Source organism: Nonomuraea sp. NPDC050227, from assembly GCF_044459705.1.
GTDB lineage: Bacteria > Actinomycetota > Actinomycetes > Streptosporangiales > Streptosporangiaceae > Nonomuraea.
In genome coordinates, this window is the sequence record NZ_JBITJF010000009.1 from 363,730 (window position 1) to 377,982 (window position 14,253).

The 14,253-nt window shown below is 68.6% G+C and carries 14 protein-coding genes; 13 read left to right on the top strand and 1 reads right to left on the bottom strand.

Going from position 1 to position 14,253, the window contains the following annotated elements; all coding sequences use genetic code 11:
• Window positions 1-455 precede the first annotated feature (455 nt).
• Window positions 456-1,808 (bottom strand): hypothetical protein, encoded by a 1,353-nt coding sequence (locus ACIBK9_RS33045; protein WP_397162548.1) that lies wholly within the window; start codon window positions 1,806-1,808, stop codon window positions 456-458.
• 254 nt (window positions 1,809-2,062) lie between these two features.
• Here ACIBK9_RS33045 and rpsP point away from each other — a divergent pair, with 254 nt between their 5' ends.
• The 13 genes from rpsP (at window position 2,063) to ACIBK9_RS33110 (ending at window position 13,067) form a co-directional block, all read left to right on the top strand.
• Window positions 2,063-2,512 carry a 30S ribosomal protein S16 gene (rpsP, locus tag ACIBK9_RS33050; RefSeq protein ID WP_352329496.1) on the top strand — a complete coding sequence of 150 codons (450 nt, stop codon included), beginning with the start codon at window positions 2,063-2,065 and terminating at the stop codon, window positions 2,510-2,512.
• Window position 2,513: 1 nt separating this feature from the next.
• Window positions 2,514-2,759: an RNA-binding protein gene (locus ACIBK9_RS33055; protein ID WP_020546537.1), complete on the top strand. Its 246-nt coding sequence runs from the start codon at window positions 2,514-2,516 to the stop codon at window positions 2,757-2,759.
• A gap of 74 nt (window positions 2,760-2,833) precedes the next feature.
• Complete coding sequence (gene rimM / locus ACIBK9_RS33060) at window positions 2,834-3,334, top strand: ribosome maturation factor RimM (RefSeq protein ID WP_358283744.1); 501 nt, start codon at window positions 2,834-2,836, stop codon at window positions 3,332-3,334.
• A complete protein-coding gene (gene trmD, locus ACIBK9_RS33065; protein WP_364389021.1) occupies window positions 3,334-4,113 on the top strand; it encodes a tRNA (guanosine(37)-N1)-methyltransferase TrmD in 780 nt (259 codons plus the stop codon). Before rimM ends, trmD begins: the two co-directional genes overlap by 1 nt.
• A 137-nt stretch (window positions 4,114-4,250) precedes the next feature.
• Entirely contained in the window at window positions 4,251-4,613 is a 363-nt protein-coding gene (gene rplS, locus ACIBK9_RS33070) for a 50S ribosomal protein L19 (RefSeq protein ID WP_352350313.1), read from the top strand.
• Between the two features lie 142 nt (window positions 4,614-4,755).
• Window positions 4,756-5,613 carry a signal peptidase I gene (gene lepB, locus ACIBK9_RS33075; protein WP_387667740.1) on the top strand — a complete coding sequence of 286 codons (858 nt, stop codon included), beginning with the start codon at window positions 4,756-4,758 and terminating at the stop codon, window positions 5,611-5,613.
• Window positions 5,613-6,209, top strand: a complete 597-nt coding sequence (lepB, locus tag ACIBK9_RS33080; RefSeq protein ID WP_352330985.1) for a signal peptidase I — start codon at window positions 5,613-5,615, stop codon at window positions 6,207-6,209. The genes lepB (ACIBK9_RS33075) and lepB (ACIBK9_RS33080) overlap by 1 nt, the downstream gene beginning before the upstream one ends.
• Window positions 6,210-6,259: 50 nt before the next feature.
• Window positions 6,260-6,928: a ribonuclease HII gene (locus ACIBK9_RS33085; protein WP_364324443.1), complete on the top strand. Its 669-nt coding sequence runs from the start codon at window positions 6,260-6,262 to the stop codon at window positions 6,926-6,928.
• A 39-nt stretch (window positions 6,929-6,967) separates the two neighbouring features.
• Window positions 6,968-7,291, top strand: coding sequence for a DUF2469 domain-containing protein (locus ACIBK9_RS33090; protein ID WP_026215037.1), 324 nt, complete (start codon window positions 6,968-6,970; stop codon window positions 7,289-7,291).
• A 1,108-nt stretch (window positions 7,292-8,399) separates the two neighbouring features.
• A complete protein-coding gene (locus tag ACIBK9_RS33095; RefSeq protein WP_352350319.1) occupies window positions 8,400-8,753 on the top strand; it encodes a YraN family protein in 354 nt (117 codons plus the stop codon).
• The gene (locus ACIBK9_RS33100) at window positions 8,754-10,295 is read left to right on the top strand and encodes a YifB family Mg chelatase-like AAA ATPase (protein WP_397162549.1); all 1,542 of its coding nucleotides are present in this window, start codon (window positions 8,754-8,756) and stop codon (window positions 10,293-10,295) included.
• Between the two features lie 121 nt (window positions 10,296-10,416).
• A complete protein-coding gene (gene dprA / locus ACIBK9_RS33105) occupies window positions 10,417-11,640 on the top strand; it encodes a DNA-processing protein DprA (RefSeq protein WP_397162550.1) in 1,224 nt (407 codons plus the stop codon).
• Between the two features lie 557 nt (window positions 11,641-12,197).
• Window positions 12,198-13,067, top strand: coding sequence for a tyrosine recombinase XerC (locus ACIBK9_RS33110; RefSeq protein WP_397162595.1), 870 nt, complete (start codon window positions 12,198-12,200; stop codon window positions 13,065-13,067).
• Window positions 13,068-14,253 lie beyond the last annotated feature (1,186 nt).

The window sequence follows — 14,253 nt, forward strand, 5'->3', positions numbered from 1 at the left end:
TGTCTGGCGCCCGACTCGGAGCCGTGTCTCTTACGCGTGCCATGGCGGGCCTCGCCCCGCATCGGAAGCTCTGGGCATCCAGGCGCGCCCTTACACCTGCGTCCCTTGCGGCGGCCCTTTGCGCCGGTGCCCCTTACGCCGGTGCCCCTTACGTCGGCGCCCCTTGCGGTGGCGGCCCCTGTGCTGGCGGCTTCTGCGCTGGCGGTCCCTGTGCTGGCGGCCCTTGCGCCGTCGGTGCTGTGCTGGCGGGTTTTGGCGCCGGTCTTTCTCGCCCCGGCCCCCCTTTCGCGCCGGTCCTTCTCGTACTACCCCTACTCGCGCCGCCTTCATGACGGTGGATTGCGCGTCGGGGCTGTGTCGCTGTTCGCCGGTGTGTTCGCGCTCGCCCGAACGGGTGCGCGCCCGGGACCGTGGTCGGTCACCGGGCGCGCGGATGTGAGGCCGTTCGGCCTGCTCTAACGGCAGAGGAGCATCCACTGCAGAGCGGGATCCATGAGGAGCCACCCTGAGGCGGCCGTTACGGGCATCCACATCGGCAGGCCGGTGAGCGGCGACCTCTGGGTCACCCAGGCGTCTTCGTGCGCTGTGCCGAACTCGCCGTCGTGGTCGCCGGGCCATTGATGACCGCTGGGGCCGCCGTGGTGGTGCGGCTCATGCGGGCTGTACGGCCACTCGCAAGGGGGCCAGTGGCTCTTCTCGTACGGCTTGTGAGTCTCGTGCGGCTTGTGAGTGCAGTCATGCGTGGGCGTTGGGCTCGGCGTGGGCGTCGGCGTCACGGTGGGCGTCGGGTTCGGCGTCGGCGTCACGGTGGGTGTCGGCGTCACGGTCGGCGTGGGCGTCACCGTGGGCGTCGGTGTCACGGTGGGCGTCACGGTGGGCGTAGGAGTGACGGTCGGCGTCGGAGTCACGGTGGGCGTCGGGTTCGGCGTCGGCGTGACCGTAGGCGTCGGTGTCACAGTGGGCGTCACGGTGGGTGTGACCGTGGGGGTGGGGGTCACGGTGGGCGTGGGAGTGACGGTGGGCGTGGGTGTCGGGGTCACCGTGGGGGTGATCGTGGGCGTCGGGGTGGGCTGGTTGGGGACGCAGTTGACCTCCACCCGGCCGATGGTGACCTCCGTGAGCGGCCCCTCGTAGACGACGTTCCCGTCGGCGTCCCGCAGGCTGGCCGAGATCGAGATCGTCATGTCCGCCTCGGCGGAGGTCGCGTCGTTCGTCGTGGCGTTGTCGATCCTGACCACCGTCAGGATCCCGTCGTACACGCCGGGGTACCCGAGCTGCGCGCCCGTCGCAGGCACCTCCGTGGTCCCCTGGTCCACGGGCACGCCGAGCACCGTGATGGTCCCCGGCGCCGCCTGTACGGACGCCATCGCCGGAGCCGGCGGCGTGCACCGCGCGTGCGTCTCCACGTTGCCCGTGACCAGCAGCGGCTCGGACGCGTCCGGGTTGAGCTGAAGGGTGTTGACGACCAGTTGGGCGCTGGCCTCCCAGACGTCCGGCGCGTCGAGGCCGTCGGCCTGGATCTGCTCGTTGGCCAGGCTGACGAAGTCGGTGACCCCGTCGGGGTCGCTCCAGTCGCCGGTGTCGGTGCCGGGGTCGGGCCCGACGGACGCCGTGCCCCAGGTGCCGGAGAAGCCCGGCTGGCCCAGTTCCGGGATCTCGGTGATGGTCAGGCCGATACCGTTGGCGTTGGCGAACTCGCCCGCCGCGGCGGTGGCCGTAAGCCCGAACAAGGCGCCGGTGAGCAGGACGGACGCGCCGGCGGTGAGCAGCCGCGCGCGCGTGAACAGCGGATTGGTCGTGGTGGTCACCCACCCATTCCGCAGGGAAGTTGATCAAGTCGGGCGAGGTGACACGCGGCCCTTGCCGAGCCTTTGCCGCGGCCTGCCGGGACAGGTCGAAGGCACTGTCCGCGGTCTGGCAGAATGACATGTTGGAACATCGTGACCAGGTGGGTGCCCTCTCATCTCCTGCCGGCCACGCCTGTCCCTGGAACGTCCTCTCATCGTGCCCCACTCGATGAGGTGCCGTTCACCCACGCTCGAATGCAGGAGAGACCACACCAGTGGCAGTCAAGATCAAGCTCAAGCGGCTCGGCATGATCCGCAACGCTCAGTACCGAATCGTCGTCGCCGACAGCCGCACCAAGCGTGACGGCCGGGCGATCGAGGAGATCGGCCTGTACCACCCGAAGGAAAACCCTTCGCGCATCGAGGTCAACGCCGAGCGTGCGGCCTACTGGCTGGGTGTCGGCGCGCAGCCGACCGAGCCGGTGCTCAAGCTGCTCAAGCTCACCGGTGACTGGCAGAAGTTCAAGGGCGAGGCCGCCCCGGCGCCGCTGCTGGTCGCCGAGCCCGCGCCCGACCGCCACGCCCTCTACGAGGCCGCGGCCAAGGAGGCGCTGTCCGGTGGCGACACCGGCACGGCCGCCACCACGGCGCCCAAGCGTGCCAAGAAGAAGGAAGAGGCTGAGGCCGCCCCCGCCGCCGAGACCCCGACCGAGGGCGAGGGCTGACGTGCTCGAGGAGGCTCTCGAGCACCTCGTTAAGGGCATCGTCGAACATCCCGACGATGTCCGGGTCCGCGCTCGCCGCATTCGCAGCGGGCGCGTCCTGGAGGTCCGGGTGCACCCCGAGGACCTGGGCAAGGTCATCGGACGCGGCGGGCGCACCGCCAAGGCGCTGCGCACCGTTGTGAACGCCCTGGCCGACGGGAAGTACGTACGGGTCGATCTGCTCGACCTGGACGAAGCAGTCCGTTAGCGTCAGGAATTCGCGCCCTCATCGGTCCCGAAGGGGCTGATGGGGGCGCTTGCGTTAGGAGAAGGTGGGTTTACGTGCAGCTGGTCGTCGGCCGGATAGGCCGTCCGCACGGTGTACGCGGCGAGGTCACCGTGGAGGTGCGCACCGACGATCCCGAGCTGCGCTTCGCCGAGGGCGTGGCTGTCGCGACCGACCCGGCGAGCGCGGGGCCGCTCGTGGTCGAGAGCCGCCGCTGGCACAAGGGCGTGCTGCTGATCGCGTTCGAGGGGGTTCACGGCCGCGACGCCGCCGAGGAGCTCCGGGGCACCATGCTGGTCATCGACTCCGCCGACGTGGAGTCGTCGGACGACCCGGACGAGTTCCACGACCACCAGCTCGTCGGGCTGGCGGTGGAGACCGTGTCGGGCGAGCCCGTCGGCGAGGTCACCGACGTGCTGCACCACGGCCAGGACCTGCTGGTCGTACGCCGGCGCGGGCAGGACGACGCGCTCATCCCGTTCGTGAAGGCCCTGGTGCCCGAGGTCGATCTGACGGGCGGGCGCCTGGTCGTCGACCCGCCAGAGGGCCTGCTGTGATGCGCCTCGACATCATCTCCATCTTCCCCGAGTACTTCGCCCCGCTCGACGTCTCGCTGATCGGCAAAGCGCGCGAGCGCGGCACCCTCGACGTACGCGTCCACCAGCTCCGCGACTGGGCGCACGACGTGCACAGGACGGTCGACGACACGCCGTACGGCGGCGGTCCCGGCATGGTGATGAAGCCCGAGGTCTGGGGCGAGGCCATCGACTCGGTGATCGGCGACGGCGCTCCGCGGGTCATCGTGCCGACGCCGAGCGGGCGGCCGTTCACCCAGGAGATGGCCCAGGAGCTGGCCGCCGAGCCGTGGCTGCTGTTCGCCTGCGGGCGTTACGAGGGCATCGACTCGCGCGTCATGGCCGAGTACGGCGCCCGGCTGCGGGTCGACGAGGTCAGCATCGGCGACTACGTGCTGGCCGGTGGCGAGGTCGCGGTGCTGGTGATGGTCGAGGCCGTCGGCAGGCTGCTGCCCGGCGTGCTGGGCAACGCCCAGTCGGCCGTGGACGACTCCTTCGCGCCGGGTTCGATGCAGAACCTGGTGGAAGGCCCGGTCTACACCAAGCCGCCGGTCTGGCGCGGGCACGAGGTTCCCGCGGTGCTGCTGTCCGGACATCACGGAAAAGTCGCCCGATGGCGACGGGACGAGGCGCTCCGGCGTACGGTGCGGAACCGGCCGGAACTGGCCGCGGCGCTCGATCCGGAGACGCTCGACAAGCACGACAGAAAGCTGCTCGACGAGCTCTCGTTTCGCGTCCGGCCGGAAGATGTGGCAAACTGAATCGCTGCCGACCATCACACGGTTGGTCCGTCATGCCCGGGTAACGGTCCCGGGTTCATCAAATCAGCAAGCGTGTCCGCCGCGAGCTCCGGCCGGGTGGACCTCCGCGTGCTCGCGAGGACTTGAGGACAGCTCTCATGCACACGAAGATCCAGGAGCTCGAGAAGGCGACCCTTCGGAGCGACGTCCCGGCGTTCCGCCCCGGTGACACGCTCGAGGTCCACGTACGAGTCGTCGAAGGCAACCGCTCCCGTATCCAGGTCTTCAAGGGTTTCGTGCTGCGCCGGCAGGGCAGCGGCGCCCGCGAGACCTTCACGGTCCGCAAGGTCAGCTACGGCGTCGGCGTCGAGCGCACCTTCCCGGTGCACAGCCCGGTCATCGAGAAGATCGTGCTCGTGACCCGCGGTGACGTGCGTCGCGCCAAGCTCTACTACATGCGCGACCTGCGCGGCAAGGCCGCCCGCATCCGCGAGAAGCGTGAGTCCACGCCCGCGAAGTAACCCCAATCTTTTCCGAAAGGCCCGTGCACCGCACGGGCCTTTCGGCTTTGCGGGGCCATTTCCTTTATGTGGAGCGACTCGTGCGTGGGTGTAACGTCGGTCGAGGCTTGTCGAGCCGTTCCATCATCTAGGCTCGTCAGCGATGACAAGCGAAGACCAGGAGCACGGCGCTTCGCGCCGCCCTGTCGAGGACGAGGTGGACGTGGTCGCCGAAGAGACTCAGAAGCCGGCAAAGGGCGACAAGGAGAAGAAGGGGTCGTTCTGGAAAGAACTCCCCGTACTTGTCGTTGTGGCCCTCGTGCTGGCCCTGATCATCAAGACGTTCGTGATCCAGGCCTTCTACATTCCGTCGGAGTCCATGGAGAACACCCTGCTCAAGAACGACAGGGTCCTGGTCAACAAGCTCGTCTACCACACCCGTGACATCGAGCGCGGCGACGTGGTCGTCTTCTCCGGCGTCGACTCCTGGGACGGCGAGTTCGAGGTCGAGGAGCCGTCCAACCCGATCGCGGGCTTCTTCCGCTGGGTCGGCACGGCCTTCGGCGTCGTCCCCGGCGAGAAGGACTACATCAAGCGGGTCATCGGCGTGGGCGGCGACCACGTCAAGTGCTGCGACTCCAAGGGGCGCATCACGGTCAACGGCACGGCCATCGACGAGGAGTCCTACCTCTATCCGGGCAATGTGCCGTCTGACCGGTTCTTCGACATCACCGTGCCGCCCGGGCGGCTGTGGGTGATGGGCGACCACCGTTCCGTCTCGCTCGACTCCCGCTCGCACACCGGCGACCAGGGCGGCGGCTCGATCCCCGAAGGTCAGGTCATCGGCCGGGCCTTCGTGATCGTCTGGCCGTTCAACCGGGCGGGCGTGTTGTCCATACCCGACACCTTCGCGCAGCCCGCGCTCCAGGCACTCGGAGGGGCCGTACCGCTGGTGGCCGGGTTCGGGCTGGCCGTACCCTTGGTCCTGGTTCGTCGGCGCCGGTTGGGGAGGAAGCGCTGATGGCCGTCACCAAGAAGGCGGAGGGCGTGGCCAAAGAGAAGAAAAAGGGCGGCTTCCGGGAGACCGTCCTGCTGCTGGTGCTCGGCGTGGGCATCGCGTTGTTGCTCCAGGCGTTCGTGATCGGGTCGTTCTACATCCCGTCGGAGTCGATGGAGAACACCCTGCTCATCAACGACCGGGTCTTCGTCAACAAGCTGGCGGGCGATCCCGAGCGCGGCGACATCGTGGTCTTCAAGGGCTGGCGCACCGGCGAGGACACCATCAAGCGGGTCATCGGCGTCGGCGGCGACAAGGTGGTGTGCTGCGACTCCAAGCACCGCATCAGCGTCAACGGCACGCCGCTCGACGAGGAGTCCTACCTCTACCCCGGCGACTTCGGCGGCGGCGACAAGTTCAGCGTCACCGTCCCGGCCGGCAAACTGTGGCTGATGGGCGACCACCGCACCGCCTCGGCGGACTCGCGGGCCCACATGGACGAGCCCGGCGGCGGCTTCATCTCCGTCGACGACGTGATCGGCAAGGCGGTCGTCCGCTACTGGCCGCTGTCGCGCGGCTACCTGTTCTCCACGCCCGAGACTTTCGACAAGGTCAAGTAAGGGGCTTTCGGTCGCGGTTTGCGGCGAATGGGGCGTACGCTTCGAGTGTCATGACAGTTGCGTTCCGCCCTCGACCGAGCGTCGTCCGGCGCGATTCCGGACTCTACGCCTACGAGCGGGCGCTGGCCCGCCGTGGGCTGACCCCGATCGCGGGCGTCGACGAGGCGGGCCGTGGCGCCTGCGCCGGGCCGCTGGTCGTCGCGGCCGTCGTCCTGCGCAGGGAGATCGACGGTCTCGGTGACTCCAAGGTGCTGTCCCCGCCGGTGCGCGAGCGCCTGTACGACCGCGTCGTCGCCACCGCCCACGTGGGCGTCGTGGTGATCCCGGCCGCCGAGATCGACGCCCGGGGGCTGCACAGGAGCAACATCTCCGGAATGCGGCGGGCTGTGGCGCAGTTGCCATGTGATCCGGAGTACATCCTCACGGACGGCTTCCCGGTGCCCGGCATGCCCGCGCCGTCCCTGGCGGTGTGGAAGGGGGATCAGGTGGCCGCCTGCGTGGCGGCCGCGTCGATCGTGGCCAAGGTGACGAGGGACCGCCTCATGGTCGAGCTGGATCGAAGGTTCCCTCAGTACGGTTTTGCCGAGCACAAGGGGTATGTCACGCCAGGACACCGTTTGGCACTGGAGAGACACGGCCCGTGCCCCGAACACCGTTACTCCTTCGTCACGGTGGCCAGGGGGATGGGTGAAAATGAGATGGGGGCCGGGGTTGCCTGAGCAGGCGAACCGGGGGACCGGTACGACAGGAGGACCGCGATGAGCGCAGAGGATCTCGAAAAATACGAAACCGAGATGGAGCTGCAGCTTTACCGCGAATACCGTGATGTCGTCGGTTTGTTCACATACGTCGTGGAGACTGAGCGTCGGTTCTACCTGACCAACTCGGTCGACCTCGACGTCCGTACGGCGGAGAACGGCGACGTCTTCTTCGATGTGAAGATGCAGGACGCCTGGGTGTGGGACATGTACCGGCCGGCGCGGTTCGTGAAGAACGTGCGGGTGGTCACGTTCAAGGATGTGAACGTCGAGGAACTGGCCAAGGCCGACCTGGAGATGCCCAAGGAAGGGTTCTCGGGGTAGGTCGAAGGGGCGCCGTCGAGGCGGGGCCGGTGGGGCGGCGGGTGTTGCTGGTGCGTCCGGCGGCGTGTCGGCTCGGTTGAGCTTGTGCTCGCTCCTGGAGGTCCGGGGTTCTGGTGTTGCGCGTGACGCCGCTGCTGTCACGCCGCATCGGGGGGACTCATCGCTCTGGGCGGCTATTGGTCCTCAGGAAGTCTCGTTGCTGGTTGACCAACGCTGACCTCATCGGCCCGATGCCTTGCACGACGCATACCTGCAAGCATGCTGAGTACCGCCTCCTGCACGCTGATGACCTGCTTCCGCGCTGTGGCGCCCGCCGGGTGCTTGCTGGGCAGTGTCGGCACATGTTGAGCCCTGCAGGGACCACGTTGGGCTCCCTCCGGGACACGCTGAGCGCTGCGGGCACACGCTGAGCGCTGCTGCACACGCTGGGTGCCATCAGCGCGTGCTGGGACGTCATTCGGCTTGCGATGGTCGTCGCCGAGCGCAAGGTGAGGGTTGCCGGGCAGGCGGAAGCATTAGCCAGCTCAGGGTAGCGACGCCTCGCCCGCGATGAGCATTGGCAGCCGGCTCAAGATGAGCGCCATCTGGCCCACGATGCAGGCGTCTGCCCGCCTCCCGCCACGCGGTGCCCGCCCCCTGCCAGCGCTCACCCGCCTCCTCCCACGTGCTGCCCGTCATGTGCCGCCTCGTGGGATGGGTACCGCGTCCTACCTGCACCGTCGCCGCCAGCCGTCCGCGTCGCTTCAGGGGCCGCGGAGGGCCGTAGGGCCGTAGGGCCGTAGGGCCATAAGGCTCATGGTGCGCCTCCGCCGCCCCTGCGCTGTGCAGTGGCCGACTGTCGTGCCACGGCGAGCCATCTCGGGCGGGACGGTCACACCGCTCCTGATCACACAACGCTCTGACCTGTTCCGTCATCCCGGCATGGATGCACAGATGACGCCCCTCGATGGCCCGGCAACGAGCCTCGGTCGCGTGGAGCTATCCACAAGCCGCCGCCCAGCTCTCTCCGCTATCCCCAGAATCCCGTTCGCCTCCGTCTGATCTCCCCGCCATCCGCCAAGGTCGGTGACCGAACACAGCACCGACGACGGACGAAGGGACGCCCCCCATGGCCCCGAAAGACGAGCTCGGCAAAGAAGGCGAGCACCTGGCCGCGATCTACCTCGAAGCCAAGGGAATGACGATCCTCGAACGCAACTGGCGCTGCCGTCGCGGCGAGATCGACATCATCGCCCTGGACGGTCAGGTCCTGGTGGTCGTCGAGGTCAAGACCAGATCGAGCAGATCCCACGGCACAGCCCTGGAATCCGTGAACCACACCAAACTGGCGCGGCTCCGCATGCTGGCCGCCAAATGGCTGTCGGCGCAGTCCCGGTCCTTCGAAGCCGTACGCATAGACGTGATCGCCCTTGAGCGCTTCGCGGGCAACTTCGCCCTGCGCCACATACGGGGGGCGATCTAGATGGCCGTGGCCCGCACCCGCAGCGTCGCGCTGGTCGGTGTGAGCGGCCGCAGCGTCGAGGTCGAGGCCGACGTGGGCAACGGCCTGGCCGGCATCCACCTCATCGGTCTGCCCGACACGGCGCTCAGCGAGGCCCGCGACCGGGTGCGATCCGCCGTGGTCAACAGCAGTTACCCATGGCCGGACGCCCGCATCACCGTCAGCCTCTTCCCCGCCAGCCTCCCCAAGCGCGGATCCCAGTTCGACCTCGCCATCGCCATGGCCATCCTGGGAGCCGCAGGAGTCGTCCCGGCGGAGCGCATCGCCGAGCCCTTCTTCTTGGGCGAGCTCGGTCTCGACGGCCGCATCAGGCCCGTGCGCGGAGTGCTCCCGTCCATCCTCGGTGCCGCGGCGGCGCACGAAGACGCCACGATCATCGTCCCGTCGGAGAATTCGGGGGAAGCGGGCCTGGTCCCCGACGTGAACGTGGTTCCGGTGGCTCACCTGCGCCAGCTGGTCGAGTGGCTACGCAAAGGCGACAAGCCACCCGAACCCGAAGTCGCTGGCCGCGTCGACACGCCCAAGCCCGTGACCCAGCCCGCCGTCGACCTGGCGGACGTCGTCGGCCAGCCCGTGGCCCGCCGAGCGTTGGAGGTGTGCGCCGCAGGCGGCCACAACCTGTGGATGGTGGGCCCGCCCGGCACCGGCAAGACCCTGCTGGCCGAACGCCTTCCCACCCTCCTGCCGGACCTGGAGCTCGACCACGCCCTGGAGGTCACGGCCATCCACTCCGTCGCGGGGTTGCTGCCGCCCGACAGTCCCATGATCAACCGTCCGCCGTTCGTCAGCCCCCACCACACGGCGACGGCGGCCGCCATCATCGGTGGTGGCAGCACGGTCGTCCGTCCGGGAGCGGTCTCCCTCGCGCACAGGGGCCTGCTGTTCATGGACGAGGCCCCCGAGTTCCCTCGTCACGTCCTCGACTCGTTGCGGCAACCGCTGGAGTCGGGGCGCGTCACGGTGTCCAGATCCGCGGCGTCGGTCACGTTCCCCGCCCGGTTCATGCTGGTGCTGGCCGCCAACCCGTGCCCCTGCGCCCAGGCCGACGACCAGGCCGGCGCGGCCTGCCGCTGCTCGCCCACCACAAGACGTCGATATCTGGGCCGGCTGTCCGGTCCCCTCCTCGACCGCATCGACATGAAGGTCACGGTCGCCCGTTCGTCCAGACGCGAGCTCCTGGCCGACCGCCACTTCGTCGAATCCAGCGAAACAGTGGCCGAACGCGTCCTGCTGGCCCGCGAGCGCGCCGTCAAACGCCTGGCCCACACCCCCTGGCGGACAAACGCCGAGATCCCCTCGTCCGTCCTCCACTCCGACCTCCGTCCGTCCGATGCGGCGATGAAGCCCATGACCTCCTGCCTCGACTCGGGCTCCCTCACCGCCCGCGGCCTCGACCGCACGCTGCGCGTCGCCTGGACCCTCGCCGACCTCGCCGGCAAAGACCGCCCAGAAGAAGACGAGACCACCGCAGCCCTCGGCTTCTGGCTCGGAGTACAACCGTGACCCCGGCCGTCCGCCTGCACACGAACCCGCCCATGAAGATCACCAGGAGGTCCCTGTGATTAGTCCAGAGCATGAGGCACGTGCGGCCCTCATGCGAGCCGCCGACGTGGGCGACACGGCCATGGGCCGCCTGGTGGCCCACCTCGGTGCCTCCGAAGCGGTGGAGGCGATCCGCGAGCGCGCACTTCCACCGGCCTTCACCGCCCAGGAGTCCCGGCAGGAACGTCCGTGTGACCTGTCGGGTCGGCTGAACGCCTGGTTCCTCCGCCTGGCTGCGTCGAAGCCCGCCGCCGATCTGGAGGCCGGCGAGAAGCACGGAGCCAGGCTGATCGTCCCAGGCGACCCCGAATGGCCCACGCAACTGGATCATCTCGGCCCGAGTCGCCCCCTGGGCCTCTGGTTGCACGGCACGGCCGATCTCCGCTTCGCCTGCCTGCAGTCCGTGGCCGTCGTAGGAGCCCGAGCCGCCACCCAGTACGGTCTGCACATCGCGGCCGACTTCGGCATCGGCCTCAGCGAAGCGGGTTGGTCCGTCGTCTCCGGCGGCGCCTACGGGGTGGACGGCGCGGCCCACAAGGGCGCCCTGCTGGCCGGCTCACCCACGGTGGTCGTTCTCGCCTGCGGAGTGGACATCTGCTACCCGAGCGGCCATCAGGAGCTCTTCGCCCAGGCCCGCGAGCAGGGCGTCGTGATGAGCGAATGCCCGCCCGGCGTCCATCCCACCCGCGCCCGGTTCCTGATCAGGAACCGCCTCATCGCCGCCCTGACCAGAGGCACGGCCGTCGTGGAGGCAGCCCTCCGCAGCGGTGCCCTGAACACCGCCGGCCACGCGCTCACTCTCAACCGTCACCTGGGGGCGGTGCCCGGGCCCACCACGTCCGCGTTGTCGGCCGGCTGCCACAAACTCCTGCGCGAACGCAAGGCGGTCTGTGTCACCACTCCGGAGGAAATGATCGAACTAGTCGGCGTCATGGGCGACGACCTGGCCCCGCAGACCCGAACGCCCATCGTCCCCCGCGACGGTCTCAGCGAATCCACCAAGAGAGTCCTGGACGCCATCCCCACCCGCGGCGGCGCCGGTCCGGCCTCGATAGCGGTCTCAGCAGGCGTCAGCATGGACATCACACTGAGCGCCCTGGGCGGTTTGGCCGCAGCCGGATACATAGAACGAGCGGGCGGCGGCTGGCGCCTCCGCAAAACCACATCCAGCTACCCGAAAGCCCCCGAAACCATGGCCCTGACCCCGCCCCCGGCCAACGAAGCCCCAGCCACCGACCCTCCGCCACCTGCGGAAGACGACACCCCGCCCCCGCCCCACCCCGAAGAACTCGCACCCCTTACCTGACCAACCTTTGCGACGTAGGGGCATGCAGCACCGCCGATGTGACAGCCACCATGAACCAAGGGGCGAGTGCATCGGGTGAGATGGTGAAGGAAGAAGGCATGAGGGCGATCGAAAATGACTGACATGTGGGCAATGCGACGCGCAACCAAGCCGCAGCCGACGTCCGCGTCGTGCCGCGTCGTGCCGCGTCGTGCTGCGTCGTGCCGTGCCGTGCCGTGCCGTGCCGCGTCGTGCCTTGCTCGGCCGCTCGGACGGACGCTCGGGCGGTTGAGCTGCACACCGCTCCCATGGCGAGCCCGAGGCATCGGGCGGCACAGCAGTGACATAAGTGGCGAATGTTCGTGCGGACAATAGGTGAAGCCTTGAACAACGACCTGAACGACAGCCTGAACCGCGACCCAAATCCCGACCTGAACCCTGACGTGAACGCCGACCTGAATCCCGAGGCGAACGCTGGCCTGAACCCCGATGTGAACGCGGACCCGAACCCCCACGTGAACGCGTACCCGGATCGTGGCCTGAACTCCGGTTTGAACCGTGACGTGAACGCCGACGAAGTGCTTGCCGAGTTCGAGAGGTATTTGCGGTTCGAGCGAGACCTTTCCCCACATACAGTGCGCGCCTATCTCTCCGACATCACCGCCCTCCTCGACCACCTCCATGGACGGCTTGACGGCCTGGACATCAGCGAGCTGAGAGGCTGGCTGGCCGACCAGCACAGTGCAGGCAAGGCAAGAGCCACGCTGGCCCGCAGAACGGCGTGCGTCCGTACCTTCACCGCGTACTGCCACCGCCGGGGTTGGCTGGCCGCCGACCCCGGCCTGTTGTTGGGCAGCGCAAAGGCGCCCCGTCCCTTGCCTGCCGTGCTCGACCAGGAACAGGCGCAGACCGTCCTGAGCGCGCCCCAGTCCACCGGCGATCCCAAAGACCTTCGAGACCAGGCGCTCCTGGAACTCCTCTACGCCACAGGTGTGCGGGTGGGTGAGCTCTGCGCGCTCGACGTCGATGACGTGGACCGGGACCGGCATGTCATCAGGGTCCTGGGCAAGGGACGAAAGGAGCGTTCCGTGCCGTTCGGGCTGCCAGCGCTTCGAGCTCTGGACCGATGGTGCATCAACGGGCGTCCCATCTGGGTTCGGGAACGCTCCGGGCCGGCCCTCTTCCTCGGAGTCCGTGGCGGCCGGATCGACGCCGGCACCGTACGACGGGTGGTGCACGCGCGGCTGGCCCAGACCGAGGGCGCCCCCGACATGGGCCCACACGGACTGCGGCACACCGCGGCAACCCACCTGCTCGAAGGGGGCGCAGACCTGCGTAGCGTCCAAGAACTACTCGGTCATGCCTCCCTCAACACAACCCAGATCTACACCCACGTCTCGATCGACCGCCTCCGCACCGCATACCGCCAAGCCCACCCCCGCGCCTGACCACAAACACCAGCACGCCATTGCCTCTCTCGCCCACCCCTCGCTCTCCGGCTGAGCGCAAGGGCCATAAGACGTCGAACCAAGCGTCCACGCAGGCATTGGGCCCGGCCGAGCCCGCCGCCAGGCGACGCAGCACGACACGTTCGGGCGTGCTGCGCAGTTCCCGCATCTACGCCAACGACCCAAGACCTGTAGCCACGTCGGCCAGAGAACCCGACGGCGCGACGACACGACAGTGCCGTCAATGCGCGAGGGATGCGAAGGGGCGAGAGGCAATGACGCGAGGAGCATGTTCCTGCCGCGCAGGCAGTGCTGGATTCACGGGGTGGAGCGAGAGACCGGTGGCGACCATCTAACCGACGGTTGCTCTACCGGATAGGCGCGCGGGAGTCGAGCGCGCGGAGGAGTGGGTCACGTGCAGCGCCTTGATCGAGGACCTGATGCTCCTGGCTGGCGCCGGCTTGCTGGACGTTCCAGATCACGCGCCGTCATCCCACAGCAGGACGCGTCTGTACCTGGCCCCCTCCGAGGAGGAACGGGGAACGAAGGACTCGTACGAACGCGGCGCGGACGGTAGAGGACGAAACCACTCCGGCGTTGGAGTATTCGCGGGCATGGTCTCCCATCAGGGGCCAGCCACAGCCTGGGAGTCTCTCACCCAGAAGGGGGGCGGGGGCTTCAGCTCGGGTCTAGCCACAGCTTGGGTGAGTCCCCGTCCCACTGGAGGGCAGGCTCCGGCGCGGGTCTAGCCACCGTCCGGGTGAACGCCGCCCACTGGGGTGTGGGCTCCGGCGCGGGTCTAGCCACTGTCCGGGTGAACGCCGCCCCCCTGGGGGTACGGGCTCCGGCGTGGGGCCAGCCCTCGCCCAAGTGAGTCCCGGGTTGGTTCGGTCCCCTGCTGACGAGCTCCCCCTTACGGCGCATAAAAGCGTCTCGCTTACAGGGGAGCGGTGCCATGTAGCGACTGGGCTGACCTACGGCGGCCAAGAAATGAGTGGTCGCCATTCACATGGCGCGGGTGGCCTGTGCCGCTACAGGCAACCACAACCACGCGCGGCGCAGGTGCCGTGCGCTCTACGTAGGCCGCAACTTGGCAGTGCGGTCCTGGTGCACCGTACTTCGGTTGCCTGGCTTGGCGGTGAGGGGCACAGAGGAGCAGAGGGCGCGAAGAGCAAGAAGCGCGAAG